Consider the following 22736-nt stretch of genomic DNA (forward strand, 5'->3'; position numbering starts at 1 on the left):
GGTTCTACAGCGCGCGCACGCCGCCCAAGGCGAATCCGCTGTCGACGCGCTGCAAGGGATTGACCAGCGCCGCGCCGAACTCGGCCAGTTCGATCTCGAAGCGGTCGCCGGGCTGCGCCTGCACGCCGTCGGCAAAGCTCAGCGTGGCGGTGCCGAAGAAATGCAGGTGCACGTCGCCGGGCACGCGGTGCGCGGCGTACTTGAAATGGTGGTACTCGAGATTGGCCAGCGAATGGCACATGTTGGCCTCGCCGGTGACGAAGGGCTTCTCCCAGATCACCGTATCGCCGCGGCGGATGCGGCTGTGTCCGCGCAGGTCGCGCGGCAATGCGCCGCAGCGCAGTTCCGGGCCGACCGCGCAGGCGCGCAGCTTGGAATGGGCCAGGTACAGATAGTTCTGGCGCTCGGTGACGTGATCGGAGAACTCGTTGCCCAGCGCGAAGCCGAGCCGGTACGGCACGCCGTCGCCGCCGATCACGTACAGCCCGACCAGTTCCGGCTCCTCGCCGCCGTCCAGGGCGAAGTCCGGCGAGGGCAGCGGCGCGCCCGGCGCGACCAGGCTGCTGCCGTCGCCCTTGTAGAACCATTCCGGCTGCGCGCCGGGCTGGCCGTCGCGCGGGATGCCGCCGTCCACGCCGAGCTGGAAGATCTTCATCGAATCGGTGAGCGTGCCCTGCGCCGCCTGCTGCTGCAGGTTCTGGTGCATGGCGTCGCGGGTGGCGGCACTGCCCAGGTGGGTCAGGCCGGTGCCGGTGACCCGGCAATGCGCCGGGTCCGGATGGGTCAGCGGCGGCAGCACACGGCCGGCGGCCAGCAGTGCGGCGTAGTCGAGCACGCGCTCGCCGCGCAGCTGCTGCGCCTGCGCCTCCAGGCTGGTGCCGGCGGCCAGCGCCGCGTTGGCCAGCGCGTAGGTGGAGTCCACCTCGCGCAACAGCCGCACCTGGCGACCGTCGTCTTCCACCACGCCGATGCCGGGCGTGCCGGCGTCATCGAGCAACTGGATCAATCGCATGAATCGGTCGCCTGTCGGAATGCGGGCGCGCAGCGCGCGACGCGGAACCCGCGCGACGCGATGCGCCGGTCCTATTCTGGCCGGACGACCTATATGCAACAAATATCGGTTTTGGCTTAAGGTATACGAACATTCGTATCTTTCTGAGCGCCATGCCCGCTGCCCCGCCCTGGTTCGTCCGTGCCCGCCTGAAGACCCGGCAATTGATGCTGCTGCTGGCGATCGAGGAGGAAGGCAACATCCACCGTGCCGCCGAGACCTTGAACATGTCGCAGCCGGCCGCGTCCAAGCTGCTCAAGGACCTGGAGGACATGCTGGCGGTGCCGCTGTTCGAGCGCCTGCCGCGCGGCATGCGCGCGACCTGGTACGGCGAGGCGATGATCCGCCACGCGCGCATCGCCCTGGCCAGCCTCGGTGAGGCCGGCGCCGAGATCGAGGCGCTGAAGGCCGGCTATGCCGGCAGCGTCGGCGTCGGCGCGATCGCCGGCCCGGCGATGAGCCTGCTGCCGTCGGCGCTGGCCCAGGTCGGTGCGCAGCATCCGCTGCTGCGGGTGAGCCTGCGCGTGGACGGCAGCGACGTGCTGCTGGAGCACCTGGCGCAGAACAAGCTCGACATCGTGGTGGCGCGGCTGTTCGCGCGGCACGACAAGCGCCATCTGCACTACCAGGCGCTGGCCGAGGAAAAGGTCTGCGCCATCGCCCGCCCCGGCCATCCGCTGCTGACGGCGCCGGCGCCGACGCTGGCCGTGCTGGCCGAGGCACCGTGGATCGTGCCGCCGGACGGCAGCGTGCTGCGCCATCGCTTCGAACTGATGTTCCAGAACGCCGGGCTGGAGGCGCCCAAGCGGGTGATCGAGACCTCGGCGCTAGTGGTCCTGCCGCAGTTGCTGCGCCACGGCGACGCGCTGGCGGTGGTGCCGGAGGACGTGGCCCGGCATTTCGCCGACCACGGCAGCGTGGCGATCGTGCCGGTGGCGCTGTCCTGCCGCATGGACGCCTTCGGCCTGATCACCCGCCGCGACTGGCTGCTGTCGCCGGGCGCGCGGATCGTGCTGCGGGCGCTGCAGGAGGCAGCCGCAGCGGTCTACGGCGTCGCCGCGGCAGTGGACGCGCACTCGCCACCGACGGACCGTGAATCGCGTCGGGACTGAAGTCCCTCCCACAATGCTTCTGCCATACCGGCGCACGGCTTTTGTAGGAGCGGCTTCAGCCGCGACGCGCAGTGTGGGACTCACCTGCCACCGCCCAAGGACAGCCGATCACGTCGGGACTGAAGCCCCTCCCACAATGCTTCTTGCCCGTACCGGCGCGGTTCTTGTAGGAGCGGCTTCAGCCGCGACGCGCGCGAAGTGGGAATGCTGCGCCGCTCAGGTCCAGCCGCCGTCCACCACGAACTCCTGCGCGGTGATCGCGCGCGCCTCGTCCGAGGCCAGGAACAGCGCCATGCGCGCGATGTCCTCCGGCATCACCTTGTCCGGCAGGCACTGGTTGCGTGCCAGTTCGCGCTCGCCGGCCTCGTCCAGCCACAGGGTGACCTGGCGCTCGGTCATCACCCAGCCCGGGGTCAGCACGTTGATGCGGATCCGCGCCGCGCCCAGGTCGCGGGCCAGGCCGCGGGTCAGGCCGTTCACCGAGGACTTGGCGGTGGCGTACACCGGGTAGCCGCCAGTCTTGCTCTGCCAGCCGGTGGAGCCGAGGTTGACGATGGAACCGCCGCCCAGCCGCTGCATGCCCGGCACCACCGCCTGGATGGCGAAGAACGCCGCACGCTGGTTGATCGACACGCAGCGCTCCCAGTAGTCCGGGGTCACCGCCTCCAGCGCGTGGCGGTCGTCGCTGCCGACGTTGTTGAGCAGTACGTGGAAATCGCCCAGCGCGGCCGCCGCGTCGCCGATCGCCGCCTGCAGCGCGGCCACGTCGGTGACGTCGCAGTGGCGCCACCACGGCGCGGTCAGGCCGGCCGCGGCCAGGCGCTCGGCCAGCGCGGCGCTGGCCTCGGCCGCGACATCGACGAAGGCCACCTGCGCGCCCTGCGCGGCGAAGGCCTCGACCAGCGCGGCGCCGATGCCGGAACCGCCGCCGGTGATGAAGACGCGGCGCCCGTGCAGGCTGCCGTAGGTTGCGTTGCCGAGGGAGGAAGGCGCCGCGCTTGCCGAGTTGTCCATGCCGTTTCGCTCTAGGTGGATAGGATTTCGATATATGAAAACAAATATCCATTCGAAGATATTTGCTATTTTTCACGTATCAATATGCCCGCTAGCATCCCCCGCGTAAAGCATCCGGGGGCGGCTTGCGCACAAGGCGGATCCCGGCGTCCTGGACTCGAGGAATCCGCCGACATGGGCTCACCCAGCAAACCGCCGCGCCGCAGCCAGGCGTGGTTCGGGCGCGAAGGCAAGCAGGGCTTCTACTACCGCAGCTGGCTCAAGAGCGCCGGCCATCCGCACGACATGTTCGACGGCCGCCCGGTGATCGGCATCTGCAACACCTGGTCGGAACTGACCCCGTGCAACGGCCACCTGCGCGAACTGGCCGAACACGTCAAACGCGGCGTGTACGAGGCCGGCGGGTTCCCGCTGGAGTTCCCGGTGATGTCGCTGGGCGAGACGCAGATGCGCCCCACCGCGATGCTGTTCCGCAACCTCGCCAGCATGGACGTGGAGGAATCGATCCGCGCCAATCCGCTGGACGGGGTGGTGCTGCTGATGGGCTGCGACAAGACCACCCCGGCGCTGCTGATGGGCGCGGCCAGCGTGGACCTGCCGACCATCGGCGTGTCCGGCGGGCCGTCGCTGTCGGGCAACTGGCGCGGGCAGCCGCTGGGCTCGGGCACCGGCGTGATCGAGATGTCGGAGATGGTCCGCGCCGGCACCCTGAGCCAGGACGATTTCGTCGAGGCCGAAGCCTGCATGCAACGCTCCAAGGGCAGCTGCATGACCATGGGCACCGCCTCGACCATGGCCAGCATGGTCGAAGCACTGGGCATGTCGCTGCCGGAGAACGCGGCGATCCCGGCGGTGGACACGCGCCGCGCGCGGCTGGCGCGGCTCAGCGGGCGGCGCATCGTGCAGATGGTGGAAGAGGACCTGCGCATGTCGCAGGTGCTGACCGCCGATGCCTTCGCCAACGCGATCAAGGTCAACGCGGCGATCGGCGGCTCCACCAACGCGGTGCTGCACCTGCTCGCCCTGGCCGGCCGGGTGGGCGTGCCGCTGCAACTGGACGACTGGGACCGGCTCGGCTCGCACCTGCCGTGCCTGGTGAACCTCAAGCCGTCCGGCCAGTACCTGATGGAAGACTTCTACTACGCCGGCGGGCTGCCGGCGGTGATGCGCGAACTCGGCGCCGAACTGGCGCTGGACGCGCGCACCGTCAATGGTCAAACCCTGGGCGAGAACGTGGCACAGGCGCCGTGCTGGAACCGCGAGGTGATCCACCCGCTGGAGGCGCCGGTGCGCGCGGAGGCCGGCATCGCCGTGCTGCGCGGCAACCTGGCGCCGGACGGCGCGGTGATCAAGCCCTCGGCCGCCTCGCCGCACCTGTTGCGGCACCGCGGGCGTGCGGTGGTGTTCGAGAGCATCGAGGACTTCAAGGCGCGCATCGACGACGAGGCGCTGGACATCGACGCCGACTGCATCATGGTGCTCAAGCACTGCGGCCCGCGCGGCTACCCAGGCATGGCCGAGGTCGGCAACATGCCGCTGCCGCCGAAGCTGCTGCGCGCCGGCGTCACCGACATGGTGCGCATCTCCGACGCGCGCATGAGCGGCACCGCCTACGGCACCGTGGTGCTGCACGCCTCGCCCGAGGCCGCCGCCGGCGGCACCCTGGCCCTGGTGCGCGACGGCGACATCATCGAACTCGACGTCCCCGGCCGCGCACTGCACCTGGAAGTCAGCGACGAGGAACTGTTGCGCCGACGCAGCGAATGGACGCCGCCACCGGCGCCGACGCGCGGCTGGAGCAAGCTCTACGTGGAGCACGTGCAGCAGGCGCACCTGGGCGCGGACCTGGACTTCCTAGTCGGCGGCAGCGGCGACGCGGTGGCGCGCGATTCGCATTAGCGGCCGCGGCCAGATGCATCCACCCTGCTTTCCTAGGAGCGGCTTCAGCCGCGACAGGCGTTACAGATAGCGCCCATCGCGGCTGAAGCCGCCCCCACAGGAGCTCGCGGCGAGCCCGCCGTGTGCACTGTGGGAGGGACTTCAGTCCCGACGCATTGCGCCATCGGAAAGCACACCATTCCGTGCATCTCGGCTGCATGACAGTCGACTCCCACAGGAAGTGGCGAACACCGACTTCTTCCCCACGCATCGCAGCCCACGTCACCGAACCGTCATCTGCAGCTTCTAGCCTGCCCCGCACCCCAGGGACAAGGCAGGCTCGGTGGCGGCTCCCCCCAAACGCGCATGGGCGCGCATGTTCGCGGAACACGGCCCGGTGCTGCGCGGCTTCTTCGTACGCCGCGGCGCACGCGAGGACGCCGAGGACATGGTGCAGGAGACCTATCTGCGGCTGCTGCGCGCGCATCGGCAGCAGGGCGAGGCCATCGCCAATCCCGAAGCCTATCTGTACACCGTCGCGCAGAACCTGGCGCGCGAACAGGCCGCGCGTCGCCGCCAGGCGCCGCTGCGCATCGACGAGATGGAGCAGTTCTCGCAATTGCTGGCGGCGGGAGACGACGTGGAAGACAGCGCACACCGGCGGCAGCGCCAGCAGCACCTGCAGGCCCTGCTCGCCGACCTGCCCGCGCGCACCCGCGCGGTGCTGGTGATGCAGTACCGCGACGGGCTGAGCTACAAGCAGATCGCCGAACGCATGGGCGTGTCGCCGCATATGGTCAAGAAACACGTGGTGCGCGGTCTTTCCGCCTGCCGCCGCGCGCTGGCCGACAGCGGAGACCGCTGGTGAACGACAGCGCCTTCTCTTCGCGCAGCGCCATTGCCGAGGCCGCGCATTGGCATGCCTTGCAGCGCATGCAGCCGCTGGACGCAACACAGGAACAGCAGCTGCTGGACTGGCTGACCGCCTCGCCGCAGCACCTGCGCGAGTACCTGGCGATGCAGCGCGTGGCCGGCGACCTCGGCGAGGCGCTGCGCGGCATGGACCTGGACGTGGATGCCTTGCTGGCCAGCGACGCCGCCGCCGATGGCGCCGCAGCCAACAACGTGATCGCCCTGCCGTTGCCGCGGCGTGCGACCGCGACAGCACCAGCGCGCGCGGCGCGATTCCATGCCGCGCCACGCTGGCGCCTGGCCGCGGCCGCCGCGGTGTGCGCGGTGGCGGTGCTGGTCGGCTGGGCCTGGTCACGCCCCCAGACCTACCGCACCGCGCTCGGCGAACAACGCCGCGTGCAACTGGCCGACGGCAGCGTGGTGCGGCTCAATGCGCAGACCCGGGTGCGCGCCACGCTGACGCCGTGGAGCCGGACGCTGCAGTTGCTGCAGGGCCAGGCCAGCTTCGTGGTCGCCACCGACCGCCGCCCGCTGCAGGTGCAGGCCGGCGGCCTGCGCGTAGAGGACATCGGCACCACCTTCGACATCGCCCTGCACCGGGATCAGGCCCGCATCGAGGTGTCGTCCGGTCGCGTGCACGTGTGGCGCCAGGACCAGCCGCAGCAGCCGATGCTGGCCGATCTCGGCGCCGGCCAGAGCGCGCGCATCGATACCGCCGATGGGCGGGTCGAACTCGGCAACGAGGACGTCGCGGCCATGCACGCGTGGTGGCAGCACCGCATCGTGTTCCGCGACGAACCGCTGGCCAATGTCGCCGAAGACTTCAACCGGCTCAACCGCACCCGCCTGCTGATCGACGACGCCGACGCGGGTGCGATGCGGCTGACCGGCAACCTGCGCGGCGACGATGTCGCCGCGTTGCGCGCCTTCCTCGATGCGCAGCCGACATTGCAGGTACACGCAAGCGCCGACGGCATCCACGTGCGCAGCCGCGCGCAGACACCAGTGCGCCCGCAGTAGCGTGGAGGGACGTCGCGCGCTGCGCGACGCACGCGTCGTCCAGACCGAATGATCGGCACGCCGTCGTGTGCCATCAGCGCGTCACACGCGTCGTGCACGCGCGGCTTCGTGCGCGCGCGACGCCAGCCCCCGCCGCACGTGTCACAGAAAATTCATCGAAAAACGGTGCCCGATCGTCGCGGTCGCGCCTCGTAGTCCGGGGACAGCGCAGGCAAACGCCCGATGGCGATGCCACGCGCACCACCACCCCGCTCTCACAGGACCCGACGATGCGCCGCACCCTGTTCCTTTCCATCGCCCTCGCCCTGCATGCCGGCGCCGCCGGCGCGCAGACCGCGCCCGTCGCGGTCGATGCGATTCCCGCGCAGCCGCTGGCGCGCGCGCTCAATGCGTTGTCGCGACAAACCGGCCTGCAGTTCGTCTATGCCGCCGGCAACACCGGCAATCCGCAGACCCATGGCAGCCGCGCCGGCGCGGCGCCGGAACAGGCGCTGCAGCAATTGCTCGACGGCACCGGCCTGCGCTACCGCTTCCTGACCCCGACCACGGTGACGATCGAGGCGGCGAACGCGCCGGCCGAGGCTGCCGCCACCGTGCCGGCGACCATGACCGCCGCACCGACACCGACACCGACAACGCCGGCGGACGCGCCGGTCAAGCAACTGGACGGCATCCAGGTGCTCGGCGGCTACGCCGGCAGCCTCAGCGCCGCGCTGCGCGAGAAGCGCTATGCCGACAGCGTGGTCGACGTGATCGCCGCCGAGGACATCGGCAAGCTGCCGGCGCAGAACGTGGCCGAAGCGCTGCAGCGCGTGCCAGGCGTGTCGATCGTGCGCGACCGCGGCGAAGGCGTGTACGTGCGCGTGCGCGGCCTCGGCCCCAACTTCCAGGTGACCACGCTCAACGGCCAGACCATGGCGGTCAACGAGAACGTGCGCACCTCCGGCCAGACCGGCCGCCAGTTCCGCTACGACACGCTGCCGGCGGAACTGGTCGCCGGCCTGGACGTGATCAAGAGCCCCACCGCCGACCTGGACGAGGGCGCGATCGGCGGCATCGTCAACGTACGCACCTTTCGCCCGCTGGAACTGGGCAAGCCCCTGACCAACGTCTCGCTGGAGTCGAGCCAGGCGCAGCGCACCCACGCCAACGATCCGCGCGTGTCCGGCCTGTTCAACTGGGTCAACGCCGACGGCACCTTCGGCCTGCTGCTCTCCGGTGCCTATGCGCAGCGCAGCCTGCGCCAGGACCGGGTCAACGAAGTGAGCTGGGACTACTACCGCGACGGCGTGCCGGGCGTGCCCGGCGCCCACTACGTGCCGACCGGCCTGCGCCCGACGCTGGAACTGGAGCAGCGCGAACGCACCGGCATCGCCGCCTCGCTGCAATGGAAGCCGAGCGCGGCCTGGGAAACCAACCTGGACCTGCTGTACGCCAAGCAGACCGTGCACTACGACGAATACAGCCTGGGCGTGGGCTTCGACAGCCTGGCCAAGCTCAGCAACCTGCGTGTGGCGCACGGCGGCGTCGCCGGCTTCGACTACCGCAATGGCCAGGTGCAGATCTCGCGCGAAACCTCCGGCATCACCGACGACAACCGCAGCGCGCGCCTGTCCAGCACCTGGAGCGGCGATGCGTGGACGCTGGGCGCGGTGGCGTTCCACTCGCAGGCGCACAGCTACGACTCCGATCCGATCCGGCGTACGCGCCTGCGCAGCGGCACCACCCTGTCGATGCGCGTGGACATGCCGCAGGCCGATGGCGACGACGTGCCCGACTGGCGCTTCACCAACGGCTTCGACCCGACCAACCCGGCCAGCGTGGCCGGGCGCCGCCTGGAATGGCGCGAGATCGATGCGCGCGACAAGGAGGACGCGCTGCAGCTCGACGCCAAGCGCGCGCTCGGCGACGGTTTCTTCCGCGACCTCAAGTTCGGCGCCAAGTACCGGCAGCGATCGCGCACCTACGATCGCGCCGACCTGCTGCTGACCAGCATCGCCGGCGTGCGCTTCCCGGCCGGCAACTTCACCGCGCTGCCGGTGGACGACATGCTCGCCGACGCCAACGGCAGCCTGCCGCGGCAGTGGCTGGCGCCGATCGAATCGACCTTCTTCGGCAGCTGGCCGACCGCCGCGGACCTGGCCAAGACGCCCAACAGTGCCGACCTGCAGAACTCCTACGAGGTGAAGGAGAAAATCGGCTCGACCTATGCGATGGCCGACTTCGGCAGCGAACTGGCCGGCCGCGAACTGCGCGGCAACCTCGGCGTGCGCCTGGTGCGCACCGAGCAGACCACCGACGGCCATGCCGACGTCAACGGCAGCGCGCAACCGGTGCACTTCGCGCGCAGCTACAGCAACGCGCTGCCCTCGTTCAACGCCGCCTGGGACGTGCGCGAGGACATGGTGCTGCGCAGCTCCGCGGCCAAGGTCATCACCCGTCCCGACCTTACCGACCTGTCGTCCAAGCTCACCTTCAATTCCAGCGGCGAGATCCTCACCGCCAGCGGCGGCAATCCGTCGCTGCGCCCGTTCGAGGCCTGGCAGTACGACCTGACCTTCGAGTGGTACATCGACGGCACCTCGGCGCTGACCGGCGGCGTGTTCTACAAGGACATCTCGCGCTTCATCCAGACCCAGCTGTCGAACCTGCAATACCAGGGCCAGACCTACCTGCTCTCGTCCAAGACCAACGGCAGCCAGGCCAGCGTCAAGGGCGTGGAAGTGGCCTACCAGCAGGTCTTCGCCGGCCTGCCGGCGCCACTGGACGGGCTGGGCATGCAGCTCAACTACACCTGGACCGACAGCGAGGCCACCTACCGCGACGGCAGCCGCACCTTCACCGACAGCCTCGAAGGCGTGGCCAAGAACACCTACAACGCGGTGCTGTTCTACGAGAAGGGGCCGCTGATGGCGCGGGTGAGCTACAGCTGGAGCGACGACATCGTCAACGCGGTCGGCACCGCCAACGTCGCCACGCTCAACAGCGACCAGTTCGGCAGCCTCGACGCCAACGTGGCCTGGAAGGTCAACGACACCCTGTCGGTGTTCGTCAACGCGATCAATCTCACCGGTGCCGTGCAGCGCCAGTACGTCGGCGACCGCCTGTTCGGCGGCTACACCGACTACGGCCGCACCTGGTCGGTGGGCGTGCGCGCACGCTTCTGATCCACCGCGCTGCCGCCGCGCGCGGCAGCCGCCCGGCGCCCGTTGCCTGCACGGCCGCGGGCGCCCGCCATCGCACCGTGCGCCGCGCGCGCGGAGCACCGCCTCTGCCTGGAGCTTGCCGATGCCACCGCTGTCGCACCTCGCCGCCCTTGCCCTGATCGCCCTCGCGCCGCTGGCCTGCATCGCGGCACGCGCGCAACCGGTCGCGACAGAAACGCTGGAAAAAGTCGTCATCCTCAAGCGCCACGGCGTGCGCGCGGCGATGTCCAGCGCGGAGCAACTGGAGCGCTACTCGGCGCGCCCCTGGCCGCGCTTCGCGGTGCCCGCCGGCTATCTCACCGCGAACGGCGCGGCACTGGAACGGCTGTTCGGCGCCTACTACCGCGCCCGCTACGCGCCGCTGGGGCTGTTCGCCGGCGACGGCTGCGCGGCCGCGTACTACTGGGCCAACCGCACCCAGCGCACCGTGGCCTCGGCACAGGCACTGGCCAGCACGCTGACCCCGGGCTGCGCCAACCCGGTGCACAGCGTCGCCGACGGCACCTCCGATCCGCTGTTCGACGGCGTGCCCGCCCTGCGCACTCCCGCCGCGGTGGCGCAGATGCGCGCGGCCATCGCCGGCCGCATTGGCGGCGATGCGCAGGCCTGGAATGCGGCCCAGGCCGACGCGGTGGACAGCCTGCAGCAACTGCTGCTGCAGTGCGCGCAACGGCCCTGCCCGGCCGACGCCGGCAGCGGCAAGCTGCGCCTGGATGCGGTGCCGGCACGACTGGGCGACGCCGAGGACGCGATCCCCGGCGTCGAAGGCCCGGCCGCGGCCGCCTCCGGCCTCAGCGAAAGCCTGCTGATGGGCTGGGCCGACGGCCAGGATTTCGCCGCGCTCGGCTGGCGCGGCGTGGACGAAGCCAGCCTGTTGCGCGCCTTCGCCCCGCACCAGGCGGAATTCGCGCTGCGCCTGCGCGCGCCGGCGGTGGCACGCATGGCCGCCTCGCCGCTGGCGGCGCGACTGCTGGCGACGCTGCTGGACGGCAGCGGCCAGGCCACGCACGCCGAACCGATCGGCGGCACGGCGCGGCTGGTAGTGTTGTCCGGCCACGACGGCACCCTGACCCTGCTGGCCGGCATGCTCGACCTGCACTGGCAACTGCCCGGCTACCAACCGGACCAGACCGTGCCCGGCGGCGCACTGGTGTTCGAGCGCTGGCGCCGCGCCGACGGCGAGCGGGTGATCCGCCTGCGCTACACCGCGCAGAGCCTGGCGCAGCTGCGCGAACGCCGCGCGTTGACGCTGCAGGCGCCGCCGCTGAGCTCGCCCGTGTTCATCCCGCAGTGCAGCCGCGCCGACGCCGCCTATGACTGCCCGCTGCCGGCCTTTGCCGCCGCGGTCGAGGCCGCGCTCGATCCGCGGTTCCTGACCCCATGACGCCACGTGCGCCGGCCCCGACCGGTCGCGCGGCGGCATCGGTGCCTTCCGGCACCGCCCCTGGCGCTCGCGCCATCCGCTGTTCCTCCCAACCCGCAAGAGGCGATTCATGATCCAGCATCTACGCACCCTCGTGAGCTACGGTATCGGATTGAGCCTGGCCTGCGCCGGCGTGGTCCACGCGCAATCGGACGTCGGCGTCCTCGACGTGCTCACCTACAACGTCGCCGGCCTGCCGCAGGGCATTTCCAGCAGCAACCCGGCCGCCAACACGGCGCAGATCGCACCGAAGCTGGCGCCCTACGGCCTGATCAACGTGCAGGAAGATTTCAACTACCACGCCACGTTGTACGCAGGCGACAAGCACCCCTACCGCACGCCCACCAGCGGCGGCGCGGCGATCGGCGATGGCCTCAACACGCTGAGCAACTACCGCTTCGACGACTTCACCCGCGTCAAGTGGGACAAGTGCAACGGCACCGACTGCCTCACTCCCAAGGGCTTCAGCTACATGCGCGTGCGCCTGGACGACGGCGTGCTGCTGGATGTGTACAACGCGCACCCCAACGCCGGCACCGAGAGCGGCGACCTGGCTGCGCGGCGCGCCAACATCAGCCAGCTCTCGCAGTTCATCCAGACCTGGTCGGCCGGCAACGCGGTGCTGGTGATGATGGATTCCAACACCCGCTACACCCGCGCCGACGACAACATCCGCACGCTGATCGCCGCCAACGGCCTGACCGACACCTGGGTCGAGCTGATCAAGGGCAGCGCCCCCGCCGCCGGTGCCGCACCGCTGCTGTGCGGCACCCCGCCGAGCAACGACTGCGAGGTGGTGGACAAGATCCTGTACCGCGACGCGCCGCAGCTGACCCTGGTCGCCAACCGCTACAAGCTCGACGACGGCAACTTCTACGACAGCGACGGCAAGCCGCTGTCCGACCACTACCCGCTGGCCGCGCAGTTCGGCTGGGCAGTCGGCACCACCGTGCGCACCAGCGACCAGTTCGGCGGCCCGCATGGCACCCCGTTCAACGACATCGCCAAGGGCGCCGAGCAGCGCACCATCGCCAGCGTGACCCTGCGTGGCGCCGAGCGCCTGGACGGCATCGCGCTGGGCCTGGACAACGGCAGCACCCTGGCCCATGGCGGCAGCGGCGGCGATCCGGTCGCCCTGCGCCTGGGCAGCAACGAGCGCCTGACCTCGGCCACGCTGAGCGTGGGCCAGTACAACGGCCATACCCGGCTGTTCTCGCTGAGCCTGCGCACCAACCAGGGCCGCAGCCTCAGCGCCGGCACGCCGACCGCCGAGACCTACACGCTCACCGCGCCCAGCGGCTGGCACATCGCCGGCTTCACCGGCCGCGACGGCGACGAGATCGATAAACTCGGCGTGGTGTACCGCAAGGATTGACGGACCCGCGGGCGCCATCGCGCCTGCGGCACCGCAACGGCAACGGCGCGCGTGGCGACGCGCGCCGTTCGCTGTGCGAAAACATCATGGCCTGACTGCGATCCATGGCCAATCGCACGCATCCGTGTGCAGCGAATGGATGCAGCGCATGCTGCCGGGGCGAGCGGAGCGCTCCACGCCAGCCGCGCAATGCGACGGCGGCACGACCCGGACCCCGCCATCGCACACACCACGCCGCGATCCGCAGCGATGACGCCCACAGGAGTGGCGAAGACGCGACCGCCGAAGCGGGGCTTATTCGCTTGCCGCTTCCAACGCCTGCGCCAGGCGTTCCACCGCGATCACCTCCATGCCCTTGACCGTGCCGGTCTTGGGCGCATTGGCCTTGGGCACGATGGCGCGCTTGAAGCCGTGCGTGGCGGCCTCGCGCAGCCGGTCCTCGCCGTTGGGCACCGGGCGGATCTCGCCCGACAGGCCGACCTCGCCGAAGGCGATGGTCTTCTCCGCCAGCGGTCGGTCGCGCAGCGACGACAGCACCGCCAGCAGCACCGGCAGATCGGCCGCGGTCTCCTGCACGCGGATGCCGCCGACCACGTTGACGAACACGTCCTGGTCGCCGACCACGATGCCGCCATGGCGGTGCAGCACCGCCAGCAGCATCGCCAGCCGGTTCTGCTCCAGCCCCACCGCCACGCGTCGCGGATTGGACAGCGGCGAGGCATCGACCAGCGCCTGCACTTCCACCATCAGCGGCCGCGTGCCTTCGCGGGTGACCATCACGCAACTGCCGGGCTGGTGCGCGCTGCCGCCGGAGAGGAAGATCGCCGACGGATTGGAGACTTCCTTGAGTCCCTTCTCGCCCATCGCGAACACGCCCAGTTCGTTGACCGCGCCGAAGCGGTTCTTGAACGCGCGCAGCAGGCGGAAGCGGCTGCCGCTCTCGCCCTCGAAGTACAGCACCGCATCGACCATGTGCTCGAGCACGCGCGGGCCGGCGATGCCGCCCTCCTTGGTGACGTGGCCGACCAGGAACACCGCGGTGCCGGTCTCCTTGGCGTAGCGCACCAGCCGCGCCGCGCTCTCGCGCACCTGGCTGACCGAACCGGGCGCGGCGGTCAGCGCCTCGGTCCACAGGGTCTGCACCGAGTCGGCGACGATCAGCTTGGGCCGCGCCGCGCTGGCGTGCTGCAGGATGTGCTCGATACCGGTCTCGGCCAGCGCGTTGAGCCCGTCCAGCGGCAGGTCCAGGCGCACCGCGCGCCCGGCGACCTGGCCCAGCGACTCCTCGCCGGTCACGTACAGCACCGGCAGGGTGCCGGCCATCTTCGCCAGCGCCTGCAGCAACAGCGTGGACTTGCCGATGCCGGGATCACCGCCGATCAGCACCACCGCGCCTTCCACCAGACCGCCACCGAGCACCCGGTCGAACTCGCCGATGCCGGTGGAGACCCGCGCCTGGTCGCGATGCTCCACGTCCTTGAGCGCGGTGATCTTCGGCGTCTCGGCCTTGCCGGCCCAGCCGCTGCGGCGCGCCGCGGCCGGCGCCTTGGCCGTGGCCGCGCTCTCCAGCACGATCTCGCTCAGCGTGTTCCAGGCGCCGCATTCGGTGCACTGGCCCTGCCATTTGGTGTATTCGGCGCCGCACTCGCCGCAGACATAGGCCGTTTTCGCTTTCGCCATCTGCTTCTGGTCCGCTCAGACAAGGCATCAGCATAGTGGCTGGCGGTCTCAAGGTCCGCGACGGAGGTGCCCCACGCTGGTCCAACGGCATCGGCGAACCGAAAAACCACGCATTTTTGTAGGAGCGGCTTCAGCCGCGAACGGGCTTTAACGGTAATGCCCCGTCGCGGCTGAAGCCGCTCCTACGACAGACGCACCGTATGCCCCCTCAACGCAGCGACGGCGATCGATCACGCGCCGCACCGCACGGCGCAACGCGCTGCCCCGCCACCCGGCGGACCACGCCGGGCGAGGGACATCCGCCAACCTCAACGCGCCTTGTACAACTCGCTCAGGCGATCCGGGGTGCCGGCGATGCGCTCCAGGTGCGGATACTGCAGGCCGCCGTGGTAGGCGATGCGCAAGGTGTCGTAGCGGTCGCCGCGCTTGACCAGCAGTTCGATCGGGGCGCTGCCGCCCTTGGCCGCGGTGATCGCGTCCTTGAGCGCCTCGGCGCTGTACTCCTGGCCACCGACCGCGACCACGCGGTTGCCGGCGATGAGGCCGGCGTTGAACGCCGGGCTGTCCCACAGCACGGCCTGCACCTGGCCCTGCTGGTCCAGGCTCAAGCCCAGCGAATAGCTCAGGTCCAGGCTCTTGTTGCGCGCCTCGCTGGTCTTGTTGGCCGCGTTCGGCTGATCGGTATAGACCAGCTTCCAGCCGCTGGCCTCGATGCCGCCCACCAGCGAACCGTGCTCATCGAGACGGCTGCGCAGCAGGGTCGCCCAGTCGTACTTGGCGATGCCGTCGAGCGTGGCGACGATGTCGTCGAAGGTGTAGGGGTTCACGTCCCAGGCGCCGTCGTGCATGCCGAAGAACGCCTTGGCGAAGTCGTCCAGCGAGCGCTTGCCGCCGCTGAGCTCGCGCAGCTTGGCGTTGACCTCCAGCCAGACCATCTGCCCGCCGGAATAGTAGTCCTCGCTCAGCTGGTAGCTGCGGTAGGCGCGCGGCCGGCGCATCGACATGGTCGGGTCGTTGGTGGTGTCCTGCAGCGCGCGCCAGGCCAGGCCGGGCCGCCCGCGCTGGTAGGTGGCGGCGACGTTGGCCAGCATGTCGCGTGCCTGGTCCTGGGTCCACAGCCCCGCGCGCGCGGCGATCACCTCGCCCCAGAACTGGGTCTGGCCCTCGTACAGCCACAGCAGGCTGTCGCCCATCGGCACGTTGAAGTTGGGCGTGGCCAGGTCGGCGCCGCGGCGGTACTTGCCGTTCCAGGAGTGGTTGAACTCGTGCGCGAGCAGGTCGCGCATCTCCCAGCTCTTGTCCCACTCGGTGAAGTAGTCCAGCGGGCCGCTGTTCTCGCTGGAGCGGTGGTGCTCCAGGCCGATGCCGCCGAGCTTGTCGGTCAGCGCCAGCAGGAACTCGTAGTGGTCGAAGTGGCGCGCGCCGTACAGCTTGTCCATCTGCTGCACCAGGGCCACGTGCGCCTTGACCTGCTCGGGCTTGGCCTCCAGCGACTTGGGCTTGTCGGCGAACACGTTCAGCGCCACCGGCGCCTTGCCCTTGTCGTCCAGCACGATGCGCTTGTAGTACTTGCCGGCGAACATCGGCGAGTCGACCAGGTCGTCGAAATCGATCGGCTTGAAGGTCACCGTGTCGCCGGTTCGCGAGGCGGTCTCCAGCGCCGTGGCGTAGTCCCAGCCGGCCGGCAGGGTCACGCTGGCCTGCGCCTTGATGTTGCGCGCGTACACCCCGGCCGGATACAGCGCGGTGGTGTTCCACTGCAGGTTGAGCATCTCCGGGGTCATCATCACCCGGCCCTGGCCGTCGCCCTGCGAGGACAGGAACTGATACTCGGCGACGATCTCGCTGACGCCGGCGGGCACGTCGATCTTGAACGCATAGACGTCGTACTGATCGCGCGTCCACGGCAGCACCTTGCCGTTGGCCTTGATCACCAGCCCGGCCAGCTTGTCGATCGGGCCGGTCGGCGAATGGTTGCCGGGGATCCACTGCGGGTACAGCAGGGTCATCGGTCCCGGCGCGGCCGGGATGGTGGTGCGCACGCGGAAGATGCGGTGCGCCAGATCGGTGGCGTCGACATCGATCTTCAGCGTGCCGACGAACGGCACGTCGCGCGGCGGGGCGGTCTGCGCCGAGGCCTGGAACGCGACAGTGGCGGCCAGCAGCAACGGCGCCATCCAGGCGGTGGACTTTCTCATGGGGTCTCCAGGGGGCGAACGACAGCGGACAAGCAAACCCCCATGCTATGCCCGCGCCGCCGCCACGTGCCATGCCATAGGTCATGCCCGCGGCGATCGCCGCGCCTGGCGCCGCGCTCGACGAGACGCGAGCCCCGCAGACGCAGCGGATCGCGCTTCAGTACCTGCGCACAGGGAAGCGCCCGGACAATCCATCGAACACGGCACGCTCCACGTCGAGGCGATGCCGAAACTCCGCCGAATCGGTCATTCCGAAGCCGAGCTCATCGGCCTGCCCCGCCGCGAGGCCGGCGAAGACGGCGTCGCAGAAGTCGTCCAGGTCCGCGCCATGGGCCACGCCAGGGCCTGCCAGGCCGCTGCGGACCGCGGGCGGAATGATCTCAACGACCCTCACCGGCGTCGCGGCAAGCGCGAAGCGGAGGTTGCGCGTATAGCTGTGGAGCGCGGCCTTGCAGGCGCTGTAGACCGGGGCGAACGGCTGCGGAACGAAGGCGCCGCCGGAGGAGACATTGGCGACGAGCGCAGGCTCGCCATGCTGCCGCAACAGCGGGACCAGCAAATGGTTCAGATGCACGACGGCAGCGAACAGGATGTCGATCTCGCGCTGGCGCTCGGCCCAGGGCGCCTGGTCGTCGGCGAGCGCGACGCGTCGCTGGATGCCGGCGTTGTTGACGACCACGCGCAGCCCGGGATGCCGCGCGTGCAGGTACTGCGCGAGTCGCTCGCGCTCTTCGGCCACCCCGATGTCGTTGACCAGGGTCTGCAGGCCGGGCGCGGCCTTGGCCGCGCGGTCGAGCTTGCCGGCATCACGGCCGGTGACCAGCACGTTTGCGCCTGCGGCCAGGAAGCGCCGCGCAAGGCCGAACCCGATGCCGTCGCTGCCGCCGGTCAGCAACACATCCACACCTGCAAAGGTCGTTGCAGACATCGTCCTCGCCTCCATCGAATGCGGGCCGCTCGGCAGGCATCGCCTGCCGGCCCATGGCCGCGCTCAAGTTGTCATGTCAACCCAGGAATACGCCCATCGGGTTGTCATGTCAACCGGCGGCGTCTATGGTGACCGCATGAAACACGCGCGACTTTCCACACGCGAGCTGGCGATCTGGCACGCCTTCAAGCAGATGGGCCAGACGGTGATGGCGGCCGTCGAAAAGGACCTGGCCGCCGGGGCCGGCCTGACCGGCAGCGACTTCGGCGTGCTGTCGCGGCTGGTGGATCTGGGCAAGGGCGAACTGCGCCAACAGGCGCTCGCCGATTCCATGGGATGGCACAAGAGTCGGCTGTCGCATCAGCTCACGCGCATGCAGGCGCGCGGCCTGGTCCGCCGCAACGGCAGCGAGCCGCGCGTGGTGACGGTCGCCATCACCGCCCTGGGCCAGGACAAGATCGCCGCGGCACGCTCGGTCCACGCCGCCTCGGTCAGAGCCCGGCTGCTCGACCGCCTCAGCGCGGAAGACGCGCAGACACTGCTGAAACTCGCCGCGACGCTCGGAGCAGACCAGCACTGACCTCGGCGCGCCGCGCCTCGTTTCCGCAGGGCGCACGGCATCGATGCAGGCGAGCGGCGCCTTGGTACGCCGATCGCGGCTCCCGCAGGTGCCGGCCCGCCACGCCGATGTCGGAGCGCTTGGCCTGCCCTTGAAGCGCTGCCGGGCTGCCGGGCTGCCGGGCTGCGGCCCGTAGAACGCAAAAGGCCGCCCGGAGGCGGCCTTTGCGAACCTGCGGCGGTGCCGCCCTCAATGCATCATGTTGACGTTGAGGTTGTGCATCACCCACAGCGAGCCGACCACCACGATGCCGATGATCAGCAGCGAGAACAGGCCCACATGCACGTTGGAGCGCTGTTCGGCCGAACGGTCCATGTGCAGGAAGTAGATCAGGTGCACCAACATCTGCACCGCGGCCAGCACCGCGATGACGATGACGGTGACGCCGCGCGGGAACGCCCCGCTCATCACCATGCCGAACGGGATCACCGTCAGGATCACCGCCAGCACGAAGCCGACCAGGTAGGACTTCAGGCCGCCGCCATGGCCGTGCTCGGCGTGCGCGTCGGAGGACGAATGATGGTTGGCCATTACAGCGCTCCCAGCAGGTAGACGATGGTGAACACGCCGATCCAGATCACGTCCAGGAAGTGCCAGAACAGGCTCAGGCACGCCAGGCGGGTCATGTTGCGCGGGGTCAGGCCATTCTTGGCGATCTGGATCACCAGCACCGTCATCCACAGCAGGCCCGAGGCCACGTGCAGACCGTGGGTGCCGACCAGGGTGAAGAAGGCCGACAGGAACGCGCTGCGGCCGGGGCCGGCGCCCTCTTCGATCAGGTGGTGGAACTCGTAGATTTCCATGCCCAGGAAGCCCAGGCCCAGCGCCGCGGTGACCGCCAGCCAGCCGTACAGGCCGCCCATGCTGCGCTTGTTCGCCGAGATCATCGCCAGGCCGAAGCCCAGGCTGCTGAACAGCAGCAGGAAGGTTTCCACCAGCACGAATTTGAGGTCGAACAGTTCCTTGGCGGTCGGGCCGTCCACCGTCGCACCGGCCAGCACCGCATAGGTGGCGAACAGGCCGGCGAAGATGAGGCAGTCGCTCATCAGGTAGACCCAGAACCCGAAGACGGTGTTGCCGCCCGCGTCGTGATGTTCGTGGTCGTGGTCGTGGCCGCCCGCGTGGGCGGCGTGGGGATCGAGCGTCGTGGAAGCCATGGTTCAGACCGCCTTTGCGGCGTTGGCCGCGTGTTGCTGTTCCAGCAGGGCGAAGCGCGCGTTCTCGATGCGCTCCACTTCCTCCGCCGGGACCCAGTAATCGATGTCGTCATCGAAGGTGCGCGCGATGAAGCTGCCGATCATGCCGACCAGGCCGATCACCGCCATCCACCAGATGTGCCAGGTCAGCGCAAAGCCCATGACGATGCTGAACGCGCCGATCCAGAAGCCCGCCGCCGTGTTGCGCGGCATGTGGATCGGTTCGTACTTGGCCGGACGCGTCCAGCCCTTGCCCTTGAGCTTGTCTTCCCAGAACTGGTCGCGGTCGTCGATGTGCGGCAGCACCGCGAAGTTGTAGAACGGCGGCGGCGAGGAGGTCGCCCACTCCAGGGTCCGGCCGTCCCACGGGTCGCCGGTCAGGTCCAGGTTGTCCTTGCGCTTCCAGATGCTGTAGCCGATCTGCACCAGGTTCAGGAAGATGCCGGTGCCGATGATCGCCGCACCCGCCGCGGCCACCATCAGCCACGGCGCCCACTCCGGATGGTTGTAGCTGTTCATGCGCCGGGTCATGCCCATGAAGCCGAGCACGTACAGCGGCATGAAGGCGATGAAGAAGCCGATGATCCAGCACCAAAACGAGGCCTTGCCCAGCTTCTCGTTGAGCTTGAAGCCGAACGCCTTCGGGAACCAGTAGGTCAGGCCTGCCAGGTAGCCGAACACCACGCCGCCGATGATCACGTTATGGAAGTGCGCGATCAGGAACAGGCTGTTGTGCAGCACGAAGTCCACCGCCGGGATCGCCAGCATCACGCCGGTCATGCCGCCGATGACGAAGGTGATGATGAATCCGATGGTCCACAGCACCGGTGCGGTCATGTGCACGCGGCCGCGGAACATGGTGAACAGCCAGTTGAAGATCTTCACGCCGGTGGGGATCGAGATGATCATCGTCGTGATGCCGAAGAAGGCATTGACGTTGGCGCCCGAACCCATGGTGAAGAAGTGGTGCAGCCACACGATGAACGACAGCACGCCGATGCACGAGGTCGCGTACACCATCGAGGTGTAGCCGAACAGGCGCTTGCGGCTGAAGGTGGCGATCAGTTCGGAGAAGATGCCGAACGCCGGCAGGATCAGGATGTAGACCTCCGGGTGGCCCCAGATCCAGATCAGGTTGACGTACATCATGGCGTTGCCGCCACCGTCGTTGGTGAAGAAGTGCGTGCCCAGGTAACGGTCCGCACCCAGCAGCGCCAGCGCCACGGTCAGGATCGGGAACGCGGCGATGATCAGGATGTTGGTGATCAGCGCGGTCCAGGTGAAGATCGGCATGCGCATCAGGGTCATGCCCGGCGCGCGCATGCGCATGATCGTCACGAAGAAGTTGATGCCTGTGAGCAATGTGCCCAGGCCCGAGATCTGCAACGCCCAGATGTAGTAGTCGACACCGACGCCTGGACTGTATTCCAGCCCGGACAGCGGCGGGTAGGCCAGCCAGCCGGTCTGCGCGAACTCGCCCACGCCCAGGGAGATGTTGACCAGGGCCGCGCCGGCCACGAACAGCCAGAAGCTCAGCGAGTTCAGGAACGGGAACGCCACGTCGCGCGCGCCGATCTGCAGCGGCACGATCAGGTTCAGCAGGCCGGTCATGAACGGCATGGCCATGAAGAAGATCATGATCACGCCGTGCGCGGTGAAGATCTGATCGTAGTGGTGCGGCGGGAAGATGCCTTCGTTGCCGCCGTGCGCGATCGCCTGCTGGGTGCGCATCATCGCCGCGTCGGCGAAGCCGCGCAGCAGCATGACCAGCGCCACCACGATGTACATGACACCGATGCGCTTATGGTCGACCGAGGTGAACCACTCCTTCCAGAGATAGCCCCACAGCTTGTACTTGGTGACCGCGGCCACCACCAGCAGGCCGAGCAGGCCGGCGCCGCCGAGGGCCGCCATGATGATCGGCTCGTGGTAAGGAACCGCCTCGAGCGTGAGTTTGCCTAGCATCACTTGTCTCCAGAAGTGCACATGGCGACCGGCTCAGCAGCCGATGCCGGATGAGCGTCGTGGCCTTCCATCTTGTGGCCCTTGCCCATCATGTATTTGTCGATCAACGACTTGAACAGGCCGTCCTGCACCGAGGCGTAGTACGTCACCGGGTAGGCGGCCTTGTCGTTGCGGTTGGCCGCCAGCACCTGGAACTCGGCCTGGTTCAGGGTCTTCTGCGACGCCTTGACCTTGGCCACCCACGCGTCGAAGCCGGCGCGGTCGGTGGCGTGCGCGGCGAAGCCCATCTTCGAGAAGCCGTGGCCGCTGTAGTTCGCCGACAGGCCGAACATCTCGCCCGGCTCGTTGGCGATCAGGTGCAGCTTGGTCTCCATGCCGGCCATCGCGTAGATCTGCGTGCCCAGGTGTGGGATGAAGAACGAGTTCATCACCGTGTCGGAGGTGATCTTGAAGTTCAGCGGCGTGTCGACCGGGAACGCGATCTCGTTGACCGTGGCGATGCCCTGCTCCGGATAGATGAACATCCACTTCCAGTCCAGCGCCACCGCCTCGATGGTGATCGGCTTGACGTCCGACTCCAGCGGCTTGTACGGATCCAGCGCATGCGAGGAGCGCCAGGTCAGCACCGCCAGGACCAGGATGATCATGCACGGGATCGACCACACCACCACCTCGATCGCGGTGGAGTGCGACCAGTTCGGCTCGTAGCGGGCCTTGGTGTTGGACGCACGGTAGCGCCAGGCGAAGGCCAGGGTCATCACGATGACCGGGATCACCACCAGCAGCATCAGCACCACCGAGGTGATCAGCAGCGTCTTCTCGTCGTGGCCGATCTGACCCTTGGGGTTGAGGATGGCCGAGTTGCAGCCGGCCAGCAGCAGCGCGGCCAGCAGCAACAGACCGGAGCGCAGCGAGCGCCGGAGTTGTTTCAACGGAATCATCGAACGATCCAATTGCGTAGGGGATGCGAACCGCGCGGGAGCGGGAGGCGGGGCGCCGCACAAGGGCTGTCCCGCGTCCGCCGCGGCATCCGGGCCGGCATGCGCGATCAACGACGCATTTTATGCTGCCGCGCCGCAACTCCGGAAGCCATTGACAAGCCCAAGCGGGCGCCAGGCCGCGTTTTTATGTGCGACACATTGCCGCACCCGGCTGCGAC

General features: G+C 69.1%; 17 protein-coding genes. 8 read left to right on the plus strand and 9 right to left on the minus strand.

What is annotated here, in order from left to right:
• Window positions 1-4: 4 nt before the first annotated feature.
• Window positions 5-1012 (minus strand): AraD1 family protein, encoded by a 1008-nt coding sequence (gene araD1, locus NUG21_RS14775; RefSeq protein ID WP_263391271.1) that lies wholly within the window; start codon window positions 1010-1012, stop codon window positions 5-7.
• A 152-nt stretch (window positions 1013-1164) separates the two neighbouring features.
• Between araD1 and NUG21_RS14780 the strand changes: the two genes are divergently transcribed.
• Window positions 1165-2163 (plus strand): LysR substrate-binding domain-containing protein, encoded by a 999-nt coding sequence (locus tag NUG21_RS14780; protein WP_263391272.1) that lies wholly within the window; start codon window positions 1165-1167, stop codon window positions 2161-2163.
• Window positions 2164-2379: 216 nt separating this feature from the next.
• On the opposite strand, the gene NUG21_RS14785 is transcribed toward NUG21_RS14780, so the two are convergent.
• Entirely contained in the window at window positions 2380-3177 is a 798-nt protein-coding gene (locus tag NUG21_RS14785; RefSeq protein ID WP_242156500.1) for an SDR family NAD(P)-dependent oxidoreductase, read from the minus strand.
• Between the two features lie 174 nt (window positions 3178-3351).
• On the opposite strand from NUG21_RS14785, the gene NUG21_RS14790 reads away from it, so the two are divergent.
• From NUG21_RS14790 to NUG21_RS14815, 6 genes are all read left to right on the plus strand, one after another.
• The gene (locus NUG21_RS14790) at window positions 3352-5076 is read left to right on the plus strand and encodes an IlvD/Edd family dehydratase (protein WP_263391273.1); all 1725 of its coding nucleotides are present in this window, start codon (window positions 3352-3354) and stop codon (window positions 5074-5076) included.
• A 322-nt stretch (window positions 5077-5398) separates the two neighbouring features.
• The gene (locus tag NUG21_RS14795) at window positions 5399-5923 is read left to right on the plus strand and encodes an RNA polymerase sigma factor (protein ID WP_242156498.1); all 525 of its coding nucleotides are present in this window, start codon (window positions 5399-5401) and stop codon (window positions 5921-5923) included.
• Window positions 5924-5988: 65 nt separating this feature from the next.
• On the plus strand, window positions 5989-6987 hold the full coding sequence (locus NUG21_RS14800; protein ID WP_263393094.1) for a FecR family protein: 999 nt from the start codon (window positions 5989-5991) through the stop codon (window positions 6985-6987).
• Between the two features lie 269 nt (window positions 6988-7256).
• On the plus strand, window positions 7257-10154 hold the full coding sequence (locus tag NUG21_RS14805; RefSeq protein ID WP_263391274.1) for a TonB-dependent receptor: 2898 nt from the start codon (window positions 7257-7259) through the stop codon (window positions 10152-10154).
• A gap of 115 nt (window positions 10155-10269) precedes the next feature.
• Window positions 10270-11577, plus strand: a complete 1308-nt coding sequence (locus NUG21_RS14810) for a histidine-type phosphatase (RefSeq protein ID WP_263391275.1) — start codon at window positions 10270-10272, stop codon at window positions 11575-11577.
• Window positions 11578-11686: 109 nt separating this feature from the next.
• A complete protein-coding gene (locus NUG21_RS14815) occupies window positions 11687-12991 on the plus strand; it encodes a jacalin-like lectin (RefSeq protein WP_263391276.1) in 1305 nt (434 codons plus the stop codon).
• 294 nt (window positions 12992-13285) lie between these two features.
• On the opposite strand, the gene radA is transcribed toward NUG21_RS14815, so the two are convergent.
• The 3 genes from radA to NUG21_RS14830 form a co-directional block, all read right to left on the minus strand.
• Entirely contained in the window at window positions 13286-14671 is a 1386-nt protein-coding gene (gene radA / locus NUG21_RS14820) for a DNA repair protein RadA (protein WP_242082206.1), read from the minus strand.
• A 308-nt stretch (window positions 14672-14979) separates the two neighbouring features.
• The gene (locus NUG21_RS14825) at window positions 14980-16869 is read right to left on the minus strand and encodes a M61 family metallopeptidase (RefSeq protein WP_160947652.1); all 1890 of its coding nucleotides are present in this window, start codon (window positions 16867-16869) and stop codon (window positions 14980-14982) included.
• Window positions 16870-17026: 157 nt separating this feature from the next.
• Window positions 17027-17767, minus strand: a complete 741-nt coding sequence (locus NUG21_RS14830; protein ID WP_263391277.1) for an SDR family oxidoreductase — start codon at window positions 17765-17767, stop codon at window positions 17027-17029.
• Here NUG21_RS14830 and NUG21_RS14835 point away from each other — a divergent pair.
• Window positions 17739-18377, plus strand: a complete 639-nt coding sequence (locus NUG21_RS14835) for a MarR family winged helix-turn-helix transcriptional regulator (protein WP_237473315.1) — start codon at window positions 17739-17741, stop codon at window positions 18375-18377. The two genes, NUG21_RS14830 and NUG21_RS14835, sit on opposite strands and share 29 nt — an antisense overlap.
• 228 nt (window positions 18378-18605) lie before the next feature.
• Here the strand turns inward: NUG21_RS14835 and cyoD are convergent, their stop codons facing one another.
• The 4 genes from cyoD to cyoA are packed head-to-tail and all read right to left on the minus strand — an operon-like array spanning window position 18606 to window position 22518.
• Entirely contained in the window at window positions 18606-18947 is a 342-nt protein-coding gene (cyoD, locus tag NUG21_RS14840) for a cytochrome o ubiquinol oxidase subunit IV (protein ID WP_019796085.1), read from the minus strand.
• On the minus strand, window positions 18947-19573 hold the full coding sequence (gene cyoC, locus NUG21_RS14845) for a cytochrome o ubiquinol oxidase subunit III (RefSeq protein WP_019796086.1): 627 nt from the start codon (window positions 19571-19573) through the stop codon (window positions 18947-18949). The genes cyoD and cyoC overlap by 1 nt, the downstream gene beginning before the upstream one ends.
• A gap of 3 nt (window positions 19574-19576) precedes the next feature.
• The gene (cyoB, locus tag NUG21_RS14850; RefSeq protein ID WP_160947650.1) at window positions 19577-21577 is read right to left on the minus strand and encodes a cytochrome o ubiquinol oxidase subunit I; all 2001 of its coding nucleotides are present in this window, start codon (window positions 21575-21577) and stop codon (window positions 19577-19579) included.
• Window positions 21577-22518 (minus strand): ubiquinol oxidase subunit II, encoded by a 942-nt coding sequence (gene cyoA, locus NUG21_RS14855; RefSeq protein ID WP_242082211.1) that lies wholly within the window; start codon window positions 22516-22518, stop codon window positions 21577-21579. Before cyoA ends, cyoB begins: the two co-directional genes overlap by 1 nt.
• Between the last annotated feature and the right edge of the window lie 218 nt (window positions 22519-22736).

It is taken from the genome of Xanthomonas sp. CFBP 8445 (assembly GCF_025666235.1).
Classification (GTDB): domain Bacteria; phylum Pseudomonadota; class Gammaproteobacteria; order Xanthomonadales; family Xanthomonadaceae; genus Xanthomonas_A; species Xanthomonas_A indica.